The organism is Methylobacterium sp. GC_Met_2, assembly GCF_026540795.1.
Lineage (GTDB): Bacteria > Pseudomonadota > Alphaproteobacteria > Rhizobiales > Beijerinckiaceae > Methylobacterium.
The window spans coordinates 1-19226 of the sequence record NZ_JALNUM010000016.1 but is presented as its reverse complement, the minus strand read 5'-3'; the positions used below and the strand labels follow the sequence as shown (position 1 = coordinate 19226).

Annotated in this window: 19 protein-coding genes and 3 pseudogenes; 3 read left to right on the top strand and 19 right to left on the bottom strand. The window is 63.2% G+C overall.

Features of this window, described 5'->3' with window-relative positions; translation table 11 throughout:
* Positions 1 to 2: 2 nt before the first annotated feature.
* On the bottom strand, positions 3 to 254 hold the full coding sequence (locus tag OXS49_RS33600) for a hypothetical protein (protein ID WP_267423551.1): 252 nt from the start codon (positions 252 to 254) through the stop codon (positions 3 to 5).
* Between OXS49_RS33600 and OXS49_RS08465 the strand changes: the two are divergent.
* A pseudogene (locus OXS49_RS08465) lies at positions 171 to 367 on the top strand (DUF6429 family protein). The gene OXS49_RS33600 and the pseudogene OXS49_RS08465 sit on opposite strands and share 84 nt — an antisense overlap.
* A 24-nt stretch (positions 368 to 391) precedes the next feature.
* Here the strand turns inward: OXS49_RS08465 and OXS49_RS08460 are convergent.
* The 16 genes and pseudogenes from OXS49_RS08460 to OXS49_RS08385 all read right to left on the bottom strand — a co-directional run.
* A pseudogene (locus tag OXS49_RS08460) lies at positions 392 to 1588 on the bottom strand (IS66 family transposase); the annotation flags it as partial.
* A gap of 118 nt (positions 1589 to 1706) precedes the next feature.
* Positions 1707 to 2357 carry a hypothetical protein gene (locus OXS49_RS08455; protein ID WP_267423466.1) on the bottom strand — a complete coding sequence of 217 codons (651 nt, stop codon included), beginning with the start codon at positions 2355 to 2357 and terminating at the stop codon, positions 1707 to 1709.
* A 343-nt stretch (positions 2358 to 2700) separates the two neighbouring features.
* On the bottom strand, positions 2701 to 3918 hold the full coding sequence (locus OXS49_RS08450; RefSeq protein ID WP_267423465.1) for a hypothetical protein: 1218 nt from the start codon (positions 3916 to 3918) through the stop codon (positions 2701 to 2703).
* Between the two features lie 260 nt (positions 3919 to 4178).
* A pseudogene (locus tag OXS49_RS08445) lies at positions 4179 to 4542 on the bottom strand (transposase); the annotation flags it as partial.
* Positions 4543 to 4740: 198 nt separating this feature from the next.
* The gene (locus OXS49_RS08440; RefSeq protein WP_267423463.1) at positions 4741 to 5121 is read right to left on the bottom strand and encodes an HNH endonuclease signature motif containing protein; all 381 of its coding nucleotides are present in this window, start codon (positions 5119 to 5121) and stop codon (positions 4741 to 4743) included.
* Positions 5121 to 5564 (bottom strand): hypothetical protein, encoded by a 444-nt coding sequence (locus tag OXS49_RS08435; protein ID WP_267423461.1) that lies wholly within the window; start codon positions 5562 to 5564, stop codon positions 5121 to 5123. The genes OXS49_RS08440 and OXS49_RS08435 overlap by 1 nt, the downstream gene beginning before the upstream one ends.
* A gap of 706 nt (positions 5565 to 6270) precedes the next feature.
* Complete coding sequence (locus OXS49_RS08430; RefSeq protein ID WP_267423548.1) at positions 6271 to 7689, bottom strand: DNA methyltransferase; 1419 nt, start codon at positions 7687 to 7689, stop codon at positions 6271 to 6273.
* A 96-nt stretch (positions 7690 to 7785) separates the two neighbouring features.
* The gene (locus OXS49_RS08425; protein ID WP_267423459.1) at positions 7786 to 8877 is read right to left on the bottom strand and encodes a hypothetical protein; all 1092 of its coding nucleotides are present in this window, start codon (positions 8875 to 8877) and stop codon (positions 7786 to 7788) included.
* A gap of 2 nt (positions 8878 to 8879) precedes the next feature.
* Positions 8880 to 9257, bottom strand: coding sequence for a DUF5681 domain-containing protein (locus OXS49_RS08420; protein ID WP_267423457.1), 378 nt, complete (start codon positions 9255 to 9257; stop codon positions 8880 to 8882).
* Entirely contained in the window at positions 9250 to 9840 is a 591-nt protein-coding gene (locus OXS49_RS08415) for a hypothetical protein (protein WP_267423455.1), read from the bottom strand. The genes OXS49_RS08420 and OXS49_RS08415 overlap by 8 nt, the downstream gene beginning before the upstream one ends.
* A 677-nt stretch (positions 9841 to 10517) precedes the next feature.
* Positions 10518 to 11165, bottom strand: coding sequence for an acetyltransferase (locus OXS49_RS08410; RefSeq protein ID WP_267423453.1), 648 nt, complete (start codon positions 11163 to 11165; stop codon positions 10518 to 10520).
* Between the two features lie 13 nt (positions 11166 to 11178).
* The gene (locus OXS49_RS08405) at positions 11179 to 11901 is read right to left on the bottom strand and encodes an SDR family oxidoreductase (RefSeq protein WP_267423451.1); all 723 of its coding nucleotides are present in this window, start codon (positions 11899 to 11901) and stop codon (positions 11179 to 11181) included.
* Between the two features lie 9 nt (positions 11902 to 11910).
* The gene (locus OXS49_RS08400; protein WP_267423449.1) at positions 11911 to 12138 is read right to left on the bottom strand and encodes a hypothetical protein; all 228 of its coding nucleotides are present in this window, start codon (positions 12136 to 12138) and stop codon (positions 11911 to 11913) included.
* Positions 12138 to 13175 carry a ketoacyl-ACP synthase III gene (locus OXS49_RS08395; protein ID WP_267423447.1) on the bottom strand — a complete coding sequence of 346 codons (1038 nt, stop codon included), beginning with the start codon at positions 13173 to 13175 and terminating at the stop codon, positions 12138 to 12140. The genes OXS49_RS08400 and OXS49_RS08395 overlap by 1 nt, the downstream gene beginning before the upstream one ends.
* Positions 13168 to 13479, bottom strand: coding sequence for a hypothetical protein (locus OXS49_RS08390; protein WP_267423445.1), 312 nt, complete (start codon positions 13477 to 13479; stop codon positions 13168 to 13170). The genes OXS49_RS08395 and OXS49_RS08390 overlap by 8 nt, the downstream gene beginning before the upstream one ends.
* Positions 13445 to 15052: an HAD-IIIC family phosphatase gene (locus tag OXS49_RS08385; protein ID WP_267423443.1), complete on the bottom strand. Its 1608-nt coding sequence runs from the start codon at positions 15050 to 15052 to the stop codon at positions 13445 to 13447. Before OXS49_RS08385 ends, OXS49_RS08390 begins: the two co-directional genes overlap by 35 nt.
* Before the next feature lie 197 nt (positions 15053 to 15249).
* On the opposite strand from OXS49_RS08385, the gene OXS49_RS08380 reads away from it, so the two are divergent.
* Positions 15250 to 16701, top strand: coding sequence for a MaoC/PaaZ C-terminal domain-containing protein (locus OXS49_RS08380; protein ID WP_267423441.1), 1452 nt, complete (start codon positions 15250 to 15252; stop codon positions 16699 to 16701).
* A gap of 31 nt (positions 16702 to 16732) precedes the next feature.
* Here OXS49_RS08380 and OXS49_RS08375 read toward each other — a convergent pair whose 3' ends face one another.
* A complete protein-coding gene (locus OXS49_RS08375) occupies positions 16733 to 17110 on the bottom strand; it encodes a hypothetical protein (protein ID WP_267361498.1) in 378 nt (125 codons plus the stop codon).
* 243 nt (positions 17111 to 17353) lie between these two features.
* Entirely contained in the window at positions 17354 to 17902 is a 549-nt protein-coding gene (locus OXS49_RS08370) for a hypothetical protein (RefSeq protein WP_267423439.1), read from the bottom strand.
* Positions 17903 to 18382: 480 nt separating this feature from the next.
* On the opposite strand from OXS49_RS08370, the gene OXS49_RS08365 reads away from it, so the two are divergent.
* The gene (locus OXS49_RS08365) at positions 18383 to 18841 is read left to right on the top strand and encodes an acyltransferase (RefSeq protein ID WP_267423437.1); all 459 of its coding nucleotides are present in this window, start codon (positions 18383 to 18385) and stop codon (positions 18839 to 18841) included.
* Positions 18842 to 19226: the final 385 nt, after the last annotated feature.

The window sequence follows — 19226 nt, the reverse complement described above, 5'->3', positions numbered from 1 at the left end:
CTCTAGATCGCCTCCTTCGTGGCGGTGCGGAGCTTCCCGACGATCCAGTCGATGCCCTTGCCGACCAAGAACAGGAACAGCGTAACCGATCGGCCAGGACCACGCCCGGTCTGCGCGCAGCGTGCTAATCTGTTTGAATGGCGGTCGACGAGAAGCGCATCGACGAGGCAGTGCTCGCCCTTCTGTGGCTGACGCTCGACGACGAGCGTCGGGCCTGGAAGGGCTTTGATTGGGCTGTGCTTGGCCGTCTCCACGGCAAGGGCTCATCGTCGATCTAGTCGGACGCCCCAAGCCGCTGGTGCTCACGGACGAGGAATTGTGCCAATCCGCGGCGTTGTTCCGGACCCTGTTCACACGTCCTGACTGATGCGCCAGGGCTGCAGCGTTCCCAGGCCACGGCTCGGAGCGTGGGTTTGCTCGCGTAGGCCCAGGGCAGAAGCTCGCCGAGGTGCCGCTGCGGATGGCCGTCGACGATGCGGGTGATGACGTCGGCCAGGTAGGCCTGCGGCTCGACGCCGACGAGCTGGCAGGTCTCGATCAACGAGGCGACCACCACTCAGTGCTCGCCCCCGCCGTCGGAACCTGCAAATAGGGCGTTCTTCTGATTTAATGCCAATGGCCGGATCGCGCGCTCGACGGTCTTGGAGTCGATCTCGAGGCGGCCGTCATCCAGGTACAGGCTCAACCCCGCCCAGCGGCTCAGGGCGTAGCGGATCGCCTCCGCCAGGTTGCTCTTGCGGCTCAGGAGACCGAGCTTCTCCCGTAGCCAAACCTTCAGCGCCTCGACCACTGGCCGGCTTCGCGCCTGACGGGCCGCCCGTCGCTCTTCGGCCGTGCGACCGCGGATCTCGGTCTCGATCCGGTAGAGCGCGGCGATGCGCGACAGCGCCTCCGTGGCGATCGGCGAGGCCGCGGCGAGGTCATAGAATTGCCGACGCACATGGTTTCAGCAGTAGGCCAGCCGCACCGCACCGCCCTTAGCCAAGCTCTCGTAGGCCGCATAGCCGTCGACCCGCAGCACGCCTGCAAACCCGGAGAGATGCGCGATCGGTCGTCCAGCCGTGCGGTCGGGGGCGTAGACGTAGGCGACGCGGTCGGATCCGTCCCGCCCAGGGCCGGTCGTCGCGCGCATACGCCCAAAGCTGGCCGCTCTTGGTGCGACCGCGGCCCGGATCGAGCACCGGTGCCGTGGTCTCCTCGGCAAACAGCTTGCCCGAGCGCTTGAGCGTCTCCAACAGCCGCGCGTGCACGGGCCGGAGGAGGAAGGCGGCGCGCCCGACCTAGTCGGCCAGCGTCGAGCGATCCAGGCTGACGTCCTGGCGGGCGAAAATCTGCGCCTGTCGATACAGCGGCAGATGATCGGCTTATTTGGAGACGAGCACCTGCGCGACGAGAGCGTCGGTCGGTAGGCCGCCCTCGATAAGCTGCGCGGGCGCGGGTGCCTGCACGATCGCGTCCCCGCAGACGCGGCAAGCGTAGCGCGAGCGGCGGATCACCAGCGCCGGAACTGCGCCGGCATCACGTCGAGGCGCTCAGACACGTGCTCACCGATCCGGTGCGAGGCACCCGAGCAGCATGGAACGGTGCTTGGTGCCTCATAGCAACGGCGAAGCGAAATTCCTCTGTTACAATGCTTCGAAACGATTTCCAGTGAGCCTCGTTCCCGTGATGACCCAAGGCATCAACAGGTATTCGACGCCATAAAGTCATTCAATCGGCAAGCAAAAATTATTGAGGAAAAAACGCTCCGCGATCTCCTCCACAATATAATCTGCCTCTTTCCCATAGCCAAGTATTTCCTCACTAAATGGTTCGTACGCGTCCCGTCGTGATGCCCAAATAAATCTGACCTGCTCGAAGATATGTGATAGATGTGGTGCTATAGCGGAATTGGAGTGCGAGTCACCCAACAAAATAACGCTTGATTTGATGGGCGCTTTTTCATTTTTGAACAGGCGATGAATACCAGTATTTTGTCGACTGATTTTGGAGAGATCTTGTACCATGTATTGGTTCGAAACCATCAGTGTTTCGATACTTCGCTGTGCAAAACGCGCCGCGAGATCACATGTAAATGACGTGAATTCGAATTCAAGTTCGTAATTTGGCTGAGGAAGCCGGAGCTGATCAATTAGTTGTCGAATTATCTGACAGTAGGTACCGCTACCGGGATGCGAGTCGAAAGCCCGCAACTCATCGAGCCTATTTTGTCGAATAGTGAGCGCCGCCAAAGGATCGATCATTGCCCGGCGCTCCTGTCCTTGATAACTCGATAGGGCGCTTCCCAAACCAACAGTTGAATCGGGCCGCTCAATAATTCTGCGAGGTTCCGGAACAATTAACATCGCATCGAACACTATCCCCGAAGAGATAGCATTTGTAAGACGAAGCTTATGTGATGATAAAAAGTTATAATTGTTGTAGCCACTATGAAGTATTGGTATATATCGGCCGTCAACTTCAAGAGATCTTAGATCTAAATCTACCAGATTTTCCTTCGAATTCTCAACAATTCTTAGGAAGTCTAGACCGTAGGCAGCACAAGCAATATCATTGGAATAACGACACAGTCGCCAAATACGCGCGAATTCGCCTGGTTGCCCACCCGACGTCATCGAGATGCAAAAACGGTTAGCTGTCCTATTACTGGGCAAAGCAAAGCTCCTCAAAGTAGGTTTTATTAATGCGCTGCGTCAATCGCTATACTATAGAACGTATAGCGTATGCGCGCGCCTCGTCTATACTTTGAAATGAGACAATACCTTGTCTCTGCTTTTTGTCAGTAAAATCGACCTGGTGTTTTGATTTATTCAAACAATAGCAGAGTCCAGAATAATCAATCAACTCAAAGTCGCCGACTGAACCGACATGCAGCGGCTGGTGCCAGATTTGGTTGTCTTCGAATGATACGGTGCATGAAACGCTTCTTTCGTTTCTAGGCTGAAATAGGTCCGCGATTTTCCGGCCACTGGCCGACAATGAGGCACCAACGCGCTCAATTACGGTATGCCTCGGTCGCTCCGAAGATCTACCCCATGCATGAGATCGATCAATAAGTGTTAAATCTAATGCCTGCTGCATGATTCGATGCATCGGCATATCAACACTGTACTTATGAAGGGCATCGTCAGCTTTCTGCCTCCAATCGAATTCGAGTGCAGACAAGCAAAATTCTCTGTAGTCGGCTTCAGGCGGCGCCATCTCGACAAGAAGTCCTTGCCGAGTGGGTGTCTTAGTTCTTTCCGACACAAGCAGTCGTTTCGAATGCAGATAGCGCCCTAAGCGAGTAGGAGATGGAATTGGCCAAACTTCTGATTGCCGAAAATTGAGTCCGATCCGCGTTGTCGATATGAAATCAATTATATCAGAAGTCGATGACATATATTCTGGCCATATAACTTTGCAATTCCTCGATAAATCTTCTACAAGTTTATCGCGGTACGGCGTGTGTAAACCAAAAAATCCAAAATCGTGGGTCGGCTTTCTATTAATGATACTTTTCTTTGGCAACAACGACTCCGAGAAGCCTAACTCCACGAACACGCACGGCGCAAATTGCGAGTAGTAGGCACAAGAGTCTTCGATCATAGACCAAATAAACAATGCGCCGCTTGCAGTTTCTGCAAACGACGAAAATCTTAACGGCCAAGGGTCATCCGATCTCCAATTAAAGCCACCGTGAGAGTCTGGTATTTCAGTAGCGATGATCCCGTATTTGATATTCTCCGCCGCCAATGAGGCGCCCATTCCCGGTCGGAAATTCTCCCACAGTATGTTGATAGCTCTTCTATCTAATGCTGCATTTCGGGTGACCTGATGTCCAAGAGAGGTAAGACCTGCATAAAACCAGTCGTACATATCGTTTAGAGTCGACGCGCCAACGATATTATGATTTATATGAGAAAAATGAAAATGCATGTTCGCCTCTTCTGATGCTGTAGGGAATGACCCGCGGCCTTATCATTTTTGATGATCAATCGCGACGAACCCTCTCAAATGAAACCGCTTCGCTAGCCTGAACTGTTGAGGAAATTTGCGTCACCGGTCAACAACAAATTAAATTGCGTATTTAATCTGCGCGTCACATGGCGTCAATTTACGAAGATATTGCATCCTCTTTTGCCTTTCGGGTATTGCTAGAAGACAATGATTATCGTATTGCATTAAAGCTGGACCGGTCAGGTAGCGAAAGCCAAGTCGTTCTCGTAGCCGGCTGCGGCGAGGTAGTTGCGGCACTCCTGCGGCGTGAAGCGCGTGAAGGCCTGTTGGATCGCCGCCCACAGATTCGGGATCGTGCGGGTAGCCGCGCTGCGCAACAGCGCCTTCAGCTTTGCGAAGGCCTGTTCAATCGCGTTAAAACCAGGTCTGTAAGACGGAAGGTAAAGCAGTCGCACTCCTTGCGGCCTCGATCGCCTCACGCACGCCGGCGACCCTGTGGGCTGGCAGGTTGTCCATAACGACGATGTCGCCAGGGTGCCGCACCGGGATCAGGGTCTCGGTGACGTAACTGCGGAAGCGCCTGCCGTTCGTCGGACCGTCCAGAGATGAAGGCATCGGCATGCTCCTTCACCCGTCAACCCGCCACCCGTTAACTCGTCGCAATCAGCCCGGGAGCGGCTCTAAGTGGCCCGCAGCCGACGACGACGGCCCGCGAGATCAGCCAATCTGGGGTGCGGCTGCAGTGCTATTGAAAATGAACGCCGAGCTGTCAAACCCCTTTCACGGCGGACACAAGCCGCGTCACTCTTTTTGTTCACCCGGATGGCGTCGGATGACTCGGCCATCAATAAGGCGCTTGTACGGACTCGCCTTGCCGCCTGGCAAAGGGCGCCGATACGGGTTCGCGATGCCCGCGTGCCGATCGCGCACTCTCCGCACCCGTGCGATCACGCCAACGTCGACCACCGTTTTGGCCGCGTGACAGGGTCGGCACAGCACCTGACAGTTCTTCAAGGAGGCGTCCTCCGTCAGCGCAGCCGGAACGATGTGGTCGTAGTGGAAGCGCCCGACCTGAAGTGCGCACGGACAGCGGCTGCCGTCCGTGAGTAAACCCTCGCACCGCCCGTCAGCGCGGGCGAGGGCGGCGCGCAGCACCGCCTTGCTGAACTCCCGCCGCGCCATCACGCCACCCCCGCAACAGTGCCCGCGGTCGGCCCGCCCAGGTCAGCCGCGATCTCGGCGCGCTCAGACCGGGTCTCAGCCAAACGGTAGGCGTGCAATTCGCGCGCATCGAGCGCGGCACAGGCGGCGAGCCAGCCGAGGAAACCAGGATCGCCAGCATCGCAGGCGCGGGCCGCAACAATCGACGCGTGCCCTTGCTCATCGCGAGCAACTGCGAGGATGACCGCTGCGTGTTCGGCGACCTGATCGGGGGCGTCGAGCGGCTGGACAACCACGACGTAGCGCCGGCCGGAGCGCCCGCGCCAAACGCTCATGGCGAGAGCAGGCTCGCCGCGCAGGCCAGCGTTCGTGCGCAAGCGCTCCTCGCGTATCGAAGACCGCACGGAGCGGTCAGCCTTTAACTCGCGTAGGGCAGCAGCCCAGGAGATGGTGCGGTTCGACATCGCCACCCTCACGCGCTGAGCGGGAAGAGGGCGACACACGGCTCGTCAAACGGCCGCGAGTGCAAATGCAAGGTTGAGGGGGATCCAGCTGGGCAGGGGGCCGGCTGAAAGGCCGCTGGGACCGAGGAGAGGGTCTGAATGTGGCCCTGAGTAGAGGAAGGCATGCTGTGCTCCGAGTCGTCGGCGGGATCTGCCCCGCCACCAACCCGACCCCGCTGTCGGCCCGTGGGACCGACGGGGTTGAGGCACGCACGCCGCTGTCCTCAGGCGTGCTGACTGCTAGCGACAGTACGACAGCATGAAGCAGCCCCTGACACCGGTCACGGCCACTAGCTCGCACGTGATCGACTTACTGCCGTGGACGTTCATTGCGCCCCGATGCTTGATGATGAGGCTCAGCTCAGCGTTTAGCAGCTTGAATTTCTGAGTCATCGGGTCCATTACTTCAATTATGAATGCGTCGCTCTGCGAGCATTAACGCTCCACTGGCCGCAACAGTCCAGTCGAGATCGACGTCAGCTGTTATTTTTCGACGCAGAACATCATGCACGACCTGCGCGCCATAGTTTAAAAGTGTATCGTAATCTACAGTCCGGCCAAAGTAGGCAGTGATATTTACGCACCCGGAGCGTATTTAGAGGCGGGCCGAGCTTCGGCTGACGAGGCCATCACAATCCGAAGGCATTCCGAATAGGTTAGATCGGCATCACGGTGCTGGAACAATCCAATCCGCTGGACCATGGTGCGATCCTTCAGTCTCACGGATGGCTCGACCGCCCGTCACCTCCTCGTACCGCCTCACGATCAAGTCGACGTAACGCGGGTCGATCTCGACCCCGTAGCACCGTCGCCCCGTTTGCTCGGCCGCGATCAGCGTTGAGCCCGAGCCCAGAAACGGGTCGAGGACGATCTCATCTCGCCCCGTGAGATCCAGCAACGCGTCCGCGAGCAGCGCGACCGGCTTGACCGTTGGGTGGTCCTGCAGGCCCTTCCGCGAGCCGGATCCGAGCGACGAGGCGCCGGGATAGGTCCAGAGGTTCGAGCGCCAGCGGCCGCCTCGACCCAGGCCGACATTGTTGACGTGCGCGTCCACACCTTTCTTGAACAGAGGGAGCAGCTCGTGCTGCGAGCGGTACAAACTGCCCATGCCGGCGTTGGTCTTCGCCCACACGATCAAGTTCAGCGGTGTCAAAGCCAGCTCAGCTGCCGCATGCTGAACCACGTGCAGCCCGCGCCAGTCTATGAAGGTGCCGAACACGCCGCCTTCGACAAGATGGGACAGGGCGGTCCCGATCCACTCCAAGTTGAACGTCTGGAATTCCGACTCGGTCATCTCACCGCTGGCCATCGCGAACTCGCGATGCTCACCGCCGGTCACGTGCCCGCGGATCGGCACGTTGTAAGGTTCATCGGTCAGGAGCAGGCGCGCACGCTCCGCTTCCATGAGCTTGGCCAGCACGGCTGGATCGCGAGCATCCCCGCAGACCACTCGGTGCCGGCCAAGCACGAACACGTCACCCGGCCGCGCCACGGCTGCCGCATCCGCCGACGGTGTCAGCGGGCCGGGCTCGACGGTATCGGGCTCATCGTCCAAGAGGACCTGATCGATCTCGCCATCCGTGAAGCCCGTCACATCGAGCGCGCCCTCTTCGAATGCGAGTTCCTCGAACTCCAGCTTCAGCTCGTCCAAGTCCCATCCGCCGCGCTCCTGCAACCGGTTGAGCGCCAGCCGCAACGCGCGCTGCTCGCCCGGCGTGAGGTGGCCCGCGACGATGCAAGGAATGACGCTCAAACCCACGAGCTTGGCCGCCTCGACGCGCGATACTCCGTCGAGGATGCCGTCCTGTCCGTCGATCAGCACCGGATCGCAGAAGCCGAGGGTGCGGATCGAGGCGGCCACGCGTTCCACCTGAGCAATGTCGCGCGTACGCACCGCACGGGCCGGCGCCGTGAGTGACCCTGGTGAGCGCTGAACCAAGGTGAGGTTCGGAGCCAAGTCGTTGCGCACACGGCCTGCCGCAGGAGCGGGTCGGTCGAGGGCAGTCCGGCGCCGACGGCTCTTGCTATGAAGAGAGTCGACCAACAGGTCAGCGCCACCCAAGCGGTCTCGCGTCGCACGTCCCATGATTGCTCTCCCTTTAGCGCGCTTCACCGTTCACTAATCAGACGACCTTCCGGCCTCCGGCCAACCCGACCGCGAAAGTGTCGAAGATCATCAATTCTACGCTTCGTGCCGGTGCCGATCGGCCTGGGCTTCAGCCAGGAGCCGCTGCTGCTGAATGATCGCTCTCGCCTCCCATTCAGCGTCGCTGTAAGGCGCCTGGCTCGCGTACGGCGGCGGTTGGCCGACGCCGAAGACCTCGAACAGGATAGCGTCAATCTCGCGGACCTTGCGGAATGCACCAACGATCGGCATCCCGGACTGCGAGTCGAACGGCCGCGGCGCGCAGAACCAACCCACGCGCTCGAGCCCCAGCGCTTTCGATGGCTGCTGCAGGTACTGCGCCCAAAAGTTGTAGGCGCCGATCTCGCGCAGGACCGCGATCAGGGTGTCCTTCCCTTCGCGATCCGGCAGCAATGGCTCGCCCTTTTGCCGCATGACAGTCCGCCGCCGATGGAGCCTCCAGGCCTCGTTTTTGAGAGCGACAGCCGGCAGCAGCACCTCAGTCCACACCCCGCGTTTGCGGACGTAGGCAGTCAGATCATCCTCATGCACACGCTGCATTACCAAGACGATCGCGCCTCCCGCCTTGTCGTTCAGCCGAGGGACGATCTCGGCATCGTACCAAGCGTGGACGAAGCCACGCGCGCCCTCGTCCTGCGCCCGATGCGGCGCGATCGGATCGTCGATGACGATGAGGTCGGCTCCGCGCCCGATCAGACTCTGGCCAACAGCCCGATACAGAATGCCGCCGCCATGCGGCAGGATGATCTCGCCCGGTGTCACGGTCGGCCGCAGATGCGGAAAAAGGACCCGACACCGCGGAGTGCGCATCAACGTGACGACGCGGCGTTGCAGCTCCGCGGCCAAGGTACGCGTGCCGGCGACAACGATGATCTTGCGCGTCGGATCTCGGCCGAGGGCGAAGACTACCATCGCGACCGTAGCGCAATGCGATTTGAGGCTGCGCGGTGGGGCGTTGAGGATCAGGCGAGTGGCGCCGCGATTGAGGCAGCCTTCCAGCGCATCAGCCATGACGTCGATGTGCCAGGTAGTGCCGAGCTCATGTTGCGGAGACAACTCGTAAAATGCCAGCTTCGTGAAGGACGTAAGGTCGGCGCGATAAAGGCGCTCATGAAGCGAGCTTGGCATGATCACGCCTCCGATTTATCGTCGTCATCAATAGGCAGCAGCGTGCCAGCAAGTTCGGCTAAGATTTCGTCGTCATAAGGCTTGAAACCGAATGAATCTGGGTTGTCACTTTCGCGCATTAGTCGAAATAGTAAATCTCGGGCACGGGCATCGCCCTTGGCCGCTGACTTAACTGCATTCATCATGATTATCTCGCGCGCCCTGATGCGAACTTTTCGGCCGTTTCGCGTCACAGGGACGAGTTGATCAAGCTGCTGTTCCAGCAGCGCGTAGAAGCTTTTCAAACGACGTGGGCGCCCACGGTGATTACCGGAGGTTTCAGGCTTGAACTGGGTATGGCGTGGTGGCTTGCGGTAGCCGACCTTGTAATCATCATTCATGATCGCGATCCCGAACACGGAATTGGGAGACGACATCGCCCCAGTTTGCGGGCGGCTCAGATGGCTGACGCCCACGCTTGCGCACCGGTGCTTGATGGATAAGTTCGTTGATGCGGACGGCCAGCTCGGATAGCTCGATCACGAAGGCACTAAAGAGGCCTCCGGTCAGCTCATCGGAGAGGAATGTAGCGAGTTTTTCCGGCCCATCGAAAATTTCGATATAATTGAGCCGCTCCCCTTCTTCGACCGATGATCCATAATATTGGACTGCGTGTTCCGTCGCCTCTACGCGCCGCAGAACGAGAAAGATTTTGATTCGCTCGCGTCTCTCACTTGGTGACGATCTAAAATCGGACTCGTCAGGTTGGGTGGAGCTCGTGCGCCCCCACGTCTGAAGGCTATGATTCGCTTTGCCGAAGGCGTCCTTGAGCTTGTCTTGAATCATAGTGATAAGCTCGACCACCTCTCCCTGTTTAAAGCCAAAGCGGGTCAGCTCATGCGCCACAGCGAGATTGAATACGCTGTGAGGTGTGTACCGAACCTCATGCCCAGTCCCAGCCGGCAACTCGTCGTAGAACGCCAAGGTAGATGCCGCATTCCCACTTTGGCTGGCTCGGGCCTGGGAGACGTCCTCGTCCAGGAGCCGTCTCACGCTGGCGGCAAGACGCGAGGGGACCGGTTTGTCTAGGCGTAGCCGAGCTGTGTCCGACGCCCCGTACATGAGCGCATAGATGAGCTGGATGGCTTGCTGGCGGGTCACGGTCATGAAAGCCCCATTTAGAAACACCGATCGCGGCTTCAATAATACCCGTGTACGTTTTTCGGACGGCGGTCATGCGGTGGCGCGTGGTTTAATCCCTGTAACGGCCCGATGATTTCCTGTTCCAAAACGACGGGAATTTTGCAGCTAAATGCTTGATCGACTGGCACAATTTTTGGCGAGCGCTGCCAAAAAACGACGTATGAACGTTCAATTCCCTGATAATCAGGCCTGCCTCAGCCCGATCGCATCACCCTTGGGTACTGAATACTCAGGGCTCGAAGCGTGAAGGCATGAACGACCGCGGCTCATCGCGTGCAGAGCACGATTGGATGGGCACGGGTGGTTTAATCGACCGAGCGGGTTTGTTGGTGGAGCGATGACCGGGCGAGCCAGCTCGAAGTGCGAGCGGCAGTGCCCCACAACACGGCGCAGAAGCTCTGAGCAGGCATACCTTCGGTCGGCGAGCGGATACGCAGCTCGTCTGGATGCGGATCAGTTCAACCGCGATCCGCCGCGATGGGATTGTCAGGCCTCGGCCAAACCGCGGCGTCGTCGGGCACCGCGCGCAGCACGGTGCAGCCCATGCCGATCATGGCGCGTGCGCCGACCTTGAGGCCCTGCAACACCTTCGCGAGCGGACCGACCAGACCGTCCGCGCCGATCCTGCAGCGTCCGCCGATGAAGGCTGCCGGCGAGATCGTCGTGTTGTCGCCGATCTCCGCGTCGTGCCCGATGATGGCGCCGGTATTCACGACGCTGAAACGCCCGAGCCGCGCATCGACATTGACGATCACGCCATGGGCCACGAATGCGCCTGCACCCAGAACCACGCCCTGGCTGACGATCGCGTGCGGTGACACGAGCGGCGGGCAGGGCAGGGCGTGCCGGTCGAGCCACGCGATGATCTCGGCGCGCGCCTGGATTGCAGCCCGGCTCACCCCGCCGACCGCGAGGGCGACACCCGCAAACTCCGCGCGGTCGGCCAGCAATTCGTCGAGATAGCCCCGATAGGTTCCCACCTGCGCGCTCGGCTGGCTCGAATAGGTCGCCTCCACGGTGTAGCCGCACAGTTGCGCGACCTCGGCGATCTCCTTGGAGAAGCCGCCGCCGCCGATCAGGGCCAGGCGCTTGGTCTCGGACGTCACCGGCAGCCATCCATCACAGCGTCGCCCCGCCGTCGACCCGAAGGATCTCGCCGGTCACGTGCCGCGCCTGCGGCGACATCAGGAACGCGATGGCATCGACCACCGAGTCCACCGTCGCCACCCCCGCCGGGCTCCGCTTCTCCAGCGCGGCCTTGAAGTCGTCGCCGTAGAGGCGCGCATGGGCCTGGGTCATCTCGGTGTCGAGCCAGCCCGGCGCGACGCCGACCGCGCGACGCGGCGCGAGTTCCCGGGCGAGACCGCGGATCAGCGCGTCGAGACCCGCCTTCGAGGCCGCGTAGGGAACGATCGCCGGCTCCGGGCGCTGGGCCGCGACCGACGATATCGCGCAGAACACCGCGTCCCGCGTGGAGATCCGGGCACTGCCGAACGCGGCGGCGAACAGGGTCGGGGCGACGAGGTTCGTCTTGTAGAGACGCTCGACCTCGTCCACGCCGAGGCTGCGCATGGGTTTGATGACCTGCATGCCCGCGCAGTACACGAGGCCCGTCAGCAGGCCGCGCTCGGCGACCGCAGCCTGCAGAACGCCGCCGATCGCCGCCAGGTCGGTCACGTCCGCCGCGACCGTCGCGATCCCCGCATCGGCGAGATCCGCCAGCTTGTCCGCCCGACGGGCGAGGGCGGTGACCGAGCCCTGTCTAACGAAATGCTCCGCGACGGCCCGGCCGATGCCGCTGCTGGCTCCGACGACGAGGATGTGTCCCGCGGGTTCCGCCATCGCCCGGCCTCAGGCAGCCAGCTTCGTGCTGGCCATGGCCAGGAGGTCGTCGGTGGTCGCCGCTTCCGCGATCCGTGCCGGCTCGACCTCGAGACCCAGCGTATCGAACAACGCCATGATGTTGAGGATGCCGAGGGAATCGAAGGTCTCGATCTCGCCGAGCGCCTGGCCGCGCGCCAGCGGCCCCGGCTGATCCAGGATCGCGCCGAGCTCATCCAGGAACCCAGCCTCGGTCATCACGCGATCTCCTCGAACTTCAGGACGGGCGGGGCGTAGATCCGGTCGGTGGTGAGCGCGCAGGCGCCCCAGCTCAAACCCACTCCGAATCCCGCCAGCACCGCACGCAGCGGGCGGTGCGCGAAATCCTCCGTCAGGAACCCGGAAATGGTGCCCGGGATCGAGGCGGAGTTCTGGTTCCCGTAGACGGATTGCGTGCCCGAGGGAAGCTTGCCGTCACCGAGGCCCAGGCGCCGCTGCAGGTTCTTCAGGATGTACTTGTTCGGCTGGTGCAGGACGTAAAAATCCGGATCCTCCGGTTTCAGTCCCGCGGCCGCCAGGATGTCGGTGATCAGCCCCGGCACGCGCTTGAGGGAGAAGTTGAACACCTGCGCGCCGTCCATGTGCATGGTGGCGGGCTTGTCCTGATCCTCGGCATCCGTGCGCAGCCCGCTATGCGGGATGAACAGGGCCTTCTCGCCCGATCCGTCGCTGTGGAGTTGGAAGACGCTCTCCGTCACGCGCCGCTCGACCAGGATGGCGGCGCCGGCATCGCCCATGATCGGCGTGATGGAGCGATCGTCCTTGGCGACCATCCGGCTCGCCACGTCGCCGACGCAGAGCAGAATCCGGTTCAGGCCCGATTCCACGAGGCTGTAGGCCACCGAGAGCCCGTATACGAAGCCGCTGCACCCGAGCCGCATGTCGAAGCACAGCGTGTCGGTGCGCATGCCGAGCCGGTGCTGCAGGCTGATCGCGGTCGAGGGCGAGCTGTAGTCGGGCGTCTGCGTGACCAGGATCAGCCCGTCGAGATCCTCCGGCCGCAGGTCGAGGCCGGCGAGGAGGTTTTGGGCGGAGTGCAGGCAGAGATCGGCCGTCGTCGTATCGGCGCGCACGACCACGTGGCGCGTGCTGAAGCCCATCGCGCGCTTGAGCCGCTCGGCCTCCTCCGGCGCCATGCCGAGACCGGCCGCCTCCGCGTCGAAGGCGAGGGTCCGGCCGCCGACCGTGGTGACGAGGCCGGCGAGGCCGGCATTCCGGAAGCGCAGCTCAGCCACGGGCGACCGCGTCGGCCACGTAATCGAACCAACCCTGCAGCCGCCGCAGCGGCGAGCGGGTGCTGTCGAGGATGCTCTCGTCGGCGAGCGGCACGTAACGGCCCACGGTCTTCTCGACCTCGGATTCGGTCTCGAGTAGCAGTTCCACCACCGCGAAGGAATCGATCTTGTCGAACAGGTCGTCCTCGGGGCCGAGCGCGCTCAGCTCCGGGCGGCCCCAGGTCTCGATCAGGCGGTCCAGGGTGGTGCGGGCCGCGGCGGCCGCGCCCTCACTCCGCGACGATGTGGATGTAGGCGGTGTCATCCGGTCCTCGGGTTAGTCGATAGTCCTTGCCCTCGGGGCCAGAGCCGATGAGCGCGAATCCGTTCTCGTCCAGGAAGGTTTCGACCATCCGGTTCTTCGCGCTCGGGCGAAAATGGGCCCGCAGCTCCGGATCGGCCTCCTGCTGGCAGACATAGCGCAGAACTTGGCTCTCAATGCGGCGCCCCAGCGCCCGGCAGCTCATCAGGAAGGTCTCGAGCGCGCCGTTCCGGACGATGGCGACGCCGACGATGCCCATGTCGCCGAAGCGGTCGACCACCCGGGCCGCATAGACGCTGCCCTCCCGCATGGCGGTGGCGACCTCGTCCTCGGTGTAGCGCCGGGTGGCGAGATTGAACTGGTTGGTCTTGTTGATCAGCTGCGTGACCCGCCGCAGGGCGCCCGGATTGTTGCGGGCGATGTGAACGCGGATCTCCAGGGAGGCGAGGTATTCGTCCATCGAGGCGGTCGAGCGCTGCAGCTCCTGCCGCTGCGCCTCGCCGCGGTACTGCTCGGTCTTGGCGAGATCCTCCGCGGTCACGTTCCGGGCCCGCAGGGAGGCGATGCCGTCGAGCAGGGCCATGGCCAGCTCGGGCCGCGTCCGGTCGAACAGGTGGCACTCGACCCCGGGGAGCCGGGCGCGGACCTCCTCGATCTCGAACGGGTTGTCGTCGAGGAAGATGAAGCTGTCGAGGCCGAGGTTCAGCGTGGCCGCGAGGTCGCGGATGTTCTCGCTCTTCTCGGACCAGTTGCTGCGGTAGGCGACGAAGTCTTCGAGGCGGAGCGGCATCGCGCGCTGCGCGAAGACGGCCTGAAAATCCTCCTCGTTGTTCTTGGTCACGGCGCAGAGCAGGATCCCGAGGCCCTTGAGGCGCAGCAGCTGGCGCTGGAGCTGCGTGTGGACGATCCCCGGATAGTCGCTGTCGACCTCCAGGTTCTCCACCCCGTCCTCGCCGACGACACCGCCCCAGAGGGTGTTGTCGGCATCGACCACCACCACCTTGCGGCGCGCCCGCAGCCGGGCCGCGACGGCGTCGGCGTAGCGCTCGACCAGCGCGTCCACGGCGGCCGGGGCGTAGGGCATCTGGTACATGTACCGGTTGCGCTCGCGCAGGGCGTTGGCGAAGCCGAGGTTCGCGAGGGTGCCGGCCGCGTCGATGACGCTGACCCGCTCCTGCGACCGGGCGAGGTCGAACAGCACTGCGTTGATCCGGGCCAGGGTCTCCAGCTGATCGTGGAGGTCGCTCTCCACCGAGGAGACCGGCACGAACGGCACGGTGTTGAGGATGATCGTGCCGGGCGTCCGCGCCAATCGGGCCGCGACCAGCTCGGCGAGCCCGCGCGCGCGGGCGACGGACGCCTCGTCGGGGGCGACGTCGAAGAACCATCGATGGTCGAGATGGATGACGAGGACGTCGACGGAGGCGGGCCCGGTCAGGACCTGCTCGATCTGTCCGATCGGGAAGTGCTCGACTGAGACGGTCGCGAGATCCACGAGTCGGCTCGCCACCTTCCCGAACGGATTGGTGACGACGTTTCCGACGAAGCCGATCGAGAGGGCGCGAGCCGTGGTCATCCTCGATACCGGTCCGTGAGGTATCCCGGGGATACCTGCCCTCCGGCGAACGACCGGCCCCTTCCTATGCGTGTAAGCGCCGTCCTCTTGCGAGATCCCCTGCCATAAAGCAAGGGGCCCGGCAGCATGGCGCCTGACTGGGCCGGTGATCCGGTCGCGGCCACCCGGGGCAGGGCGCTCGACGAGGAGCTTCGCGGATGGACCATGCCACCCCGGACACCGGTCCCGCGCTGGTGCGCGTCTGGACCGAGGCGCACCAGATCGCGTTCGCCCGCGCCACCGGCGACGTGAACCCGATGCACATGGATGCGCGGGTGGCCCGGCGGACGCTGGCGGGCGAGCGAGTCGTCCACGGTGTCCACGCGGCGCTCTGGGCACTCGAGACTTGCGCGGCCCGGCACCCGCTGAACCGACTCGCAACGCTGCAGATGCGGTTCGAGCGCTTCGTGCTGGTTGGAGACCGCACCGAGGTGACGATCCATGAGGCGGGCGCGCAGCAGATGCGCCTATCCCTATCGGTGGATGGCGTCCGCGCCATGACGATCCAGGCCGCGTTCGCCGCGGAGCGGCCGCCGGCCAAGCCGGCCAAGCCGGCCAAGCCGGCCAAGGCCGCAGATGCGGCGATCCCGGCTGGGCCGGTCGTCGTCGATCCGGCGGCGATCGCCGCTCTGACCGGGGCGTTCGCGCTGCCCGATCCGGGGGCGATCGTCGCCCTGGCACCGCGTCTCGCCCGCGCCATCGGGTCGGAAAGGGTGGCGGCTTTGGGCAGCCTCTCCACCCTGGTCGGCATGTTCGTGCCGGGGCTGCACTCGATCCTCTCGAAGATCGACGCGACGCTGACAGGCCAGGCCGAAGGATCGAGCCTCGCCTATGCGGTGAAGCGGTTCCAGCCGATGCTCCAATCGGTGACGCTCGAGGCCGACGGCCCTGGCCTCGCGGCCCGGGTCGAGGGCTTCGTCCGCCCGCGCCCGGTCGAGCAGGAGACCCTGCGTGATCTCGCGGCGCTGGTGCAACCGGGCGCGTTCTCCGATGTCTCCGCCCTCATCGTCGGCGGTTCGCGGGGCCTCGGCGCAACGACGGCCAAGCTGATCGCCGCGGGGGGCGGCGCCGTCTGCATCACGTACGCATCTGGCGCGGGTGAAGCGGAGGCGGTGGCCCGCGAGATCCGGAACGGTGGCGGGCGCTGCCAGGTTCTCCGGTACGACGCCGCGCGGCCGGTCGCCGAGCAGCTCGGGTCCCTGGAGATCGACCCGTCCCAGCTCTACCATTTCGCGACACCCCGCATCTTCCGCCAGAAGCGCGCCCCCTTCGAGCCGGCCTGCCTCGAAGAGATGATGCGGATCTACAATTACGCCTTCTACGCGTTGTGCCTGTTCTGCCTTGAGCGCCGGAACACGCTGGCCGCCTTCTATCCCTCGACCACGGCCATCGACGAGGCGCCCCGCGACACCTTGGAATACGTGATGGCGAAGACGGCCGGCGAGACGCTCGCGGCGACGATGGCGCGGACGATCCCGAACCTGACGACCGTGATCGAGCGCTTGCCGCGGGTGCGTACGGATCAGACCGCGACGATCTTCCCGGTCCCGGCCGCGGCCCCGAGCGCCCTGATGCTGCCGATCATTCAGCGGATGTCGTCGCTCCCCTAACGGGAGCCGGCGATAGGGAGTCGCGCCAGGATCAGCGTGCCGTCGCCGCCCCCGCCGCGCCCACGGAACTGGACAGGGCGTCGTTGCCACCCTGGACGCCGGCGGTGCCGAGCGGGTTGCCGCGCGTGTCGGTATTGAGATTGGGATCCTGCTGGATGAGACCGCCGGGCGCGGGATCGAAGGGCTGAACCGGATTGTTCGCCTGCAAGCCGCCGCCGAACGGGACTACGAGCCTGCTGGGGCGGATGGAGTCCTCGCACAGGCCCTGGCAGATCGGCTCAACCAAGTCGGTCTGCTGACAGATCGGTCGCATCACGCCCTTGACGCAGGCGCACCGGCAGGCTGCCCAGGTCTGGGTCGGCAACAGGACGGCGCAGAGCAGGATCGTCGACCGCAATATCGACCGCATAGCGGATCGCCTCTGGTGAAGCCGCGCAAACACGGCGGCGACACTAGGGTAACAGGCTCGCGAACCGGTTGCGAGGTGGGGCCGCCGGCACGACAAACGCGACCTCAGAGACTCGTTCGGAAATTCAGAACCGGACCGATACCGACCGCCGTTCGGTCGGACATCGTCGTTTCCGGAAAACCGGATTCCCGTTCTTTGGGACGAGGCCTCAATGCTGCGCGCCTCATAAACGGCCGCTCCTCGTCACTCCGCCGCGGCCGTGTCCGGGTGATCGGCCTCGTTGCCGGTATCCTCGTCGCCGGCATCCTCGTCGCCGGTATCCTCTTCGACCGGATCGGCCGCGGGATCCCGGTCTGCAGCGGCCGAGAAGAAATCGCCCTTCCGGACCGCCTCGCCGCCGGTCACCATCATGCTCAGGTAGGTGTTGAGCGTGTTCGGCGCGACATCGGATAGCCGCTCGGCGATCTCGGCATGCGACAGGCCCTGCGGCCCCGCCGTGCCGAGGAGGGCCTTGAGGCGGCCCTTGGCCGAGTTCGCCCGCGGACCGCGGGCCCCGCGTCGGCCGCCCTGTTGGGACGCGCCGCGCTCCCCGGCGGCCGGCCGCGAACCCTCCGAAGCTGGAAGGACGGCAATATCCTCCAGCGGGACGCCTTCCACGATCGCGGTCAGTGCGGCTTCGGCCGTGCGGAGCTTCGTCAATTCCGCAGCAAGCCGGTCATAGTCGTTCTGAAGGGCGGCCCGGCGCGCCCGGACGTCGGCCAGCGCTTTCGTCAGCGTGTTGTCCTCGGTCACCGGACAGCCTCATAGTCTGTTGTCGCTCTCGATGCAGGCCATACGTCACAGGCCTTTCGCGGCGTCAACAGGGCACAGGCGGACGCGCGCCGCGAATAAAGTGATGCTTGTGGAACGGCAGTTCGGTTGTAAGGCCCGCGCTCTATGTCCTAAAAACATCGCGGCAGTTGTCGGCCGAATTCCAGGCCATCCGCCCCCTCCGCACCCGTGAATCCGGCCATGCCGATGCCGCAGCTGCCATGAGAGACCACGGACGCCCGGTCACGGGCTCGGCGCGCAGCGGCTCCGCCGGCCGCATGAGCAGCCAAGCATGCAACGGACGCCGCAGAGCATAGAATGAAACTGAACATATTTGATACGGGAGAGAATAATGTTATCGATATTGACTCCCGTGATCAGCAAAATCATGCGGGGAAAATATATATTAAAGGCGACAATAATTATGTTCGGATAGGGCGCGGGTGCGTGTCGGATAAGGACATGCACATCGTCATCGAGTCGAATTGCCGGTTCGACATCGGCGAGGATGTGCGGCTCGCGATGGCCAACATCTATGTCGGTCCGAGTTCGGTGCTCCGCATCGGCGACAGGACGGGTTTCACCGGCTTGGTCCATCTCAACCTGATCGAGGCCAAGGCCATCGAGATCGGCACGGACTGCTCGATCGCATCGGGCGTCTGGATGACGACGAGCGATTTCCACTCGATCATCAGTCTGGAAACCGGGGCTCGGCTGAACGCGGCCAAGCCGGTCCGCGTCGGCAATCATGTCTGGATCGCCAATCAGGCCTCCCTCCTCAAGGGTTCGTTGATCGGCGACAACGCGATCATCGGCGCACATGCGGTCGTTACCGGGACGGTGCCGGCCCATTGCGTGGCCGCCGGCAACCCGGCGCGCATCGTGCGGGACAACGTGACGTGGCGCGCGGACCTGATCTGAGCGCCGGACCGGTACCGTGGTCGTGCGCAGCAATCGGCTGCTTTCGAGCGTGGCGCTTCACGGACGGGCGTCGGTCGTCCGGGATGGTTTACCCCACGCGCGCGTTCCGATAGGGCGGTGGCCCGCCGACGCGACGCCCCGCCTTCGACCCAGCCTGCACCACCTCATGCTCACCCGAGCTCTCAGTCTCGACGAATGCGGCGTACGCCCCTGCGCCGAGCCAGCGTCCCCCGCGTCGCTGAGCGCATCGGATGCCGGACCTGGCCCCCGCGCGAAGTGGGCCGCTGCAGTCGCGCATAGGGATCCCGAACCTGAGACGTCGCACGCGGCGGGACCGGTGCTGTGACGCGGCTGAAAGCTTGGTACCAGAGCGGATCGGTCTCGG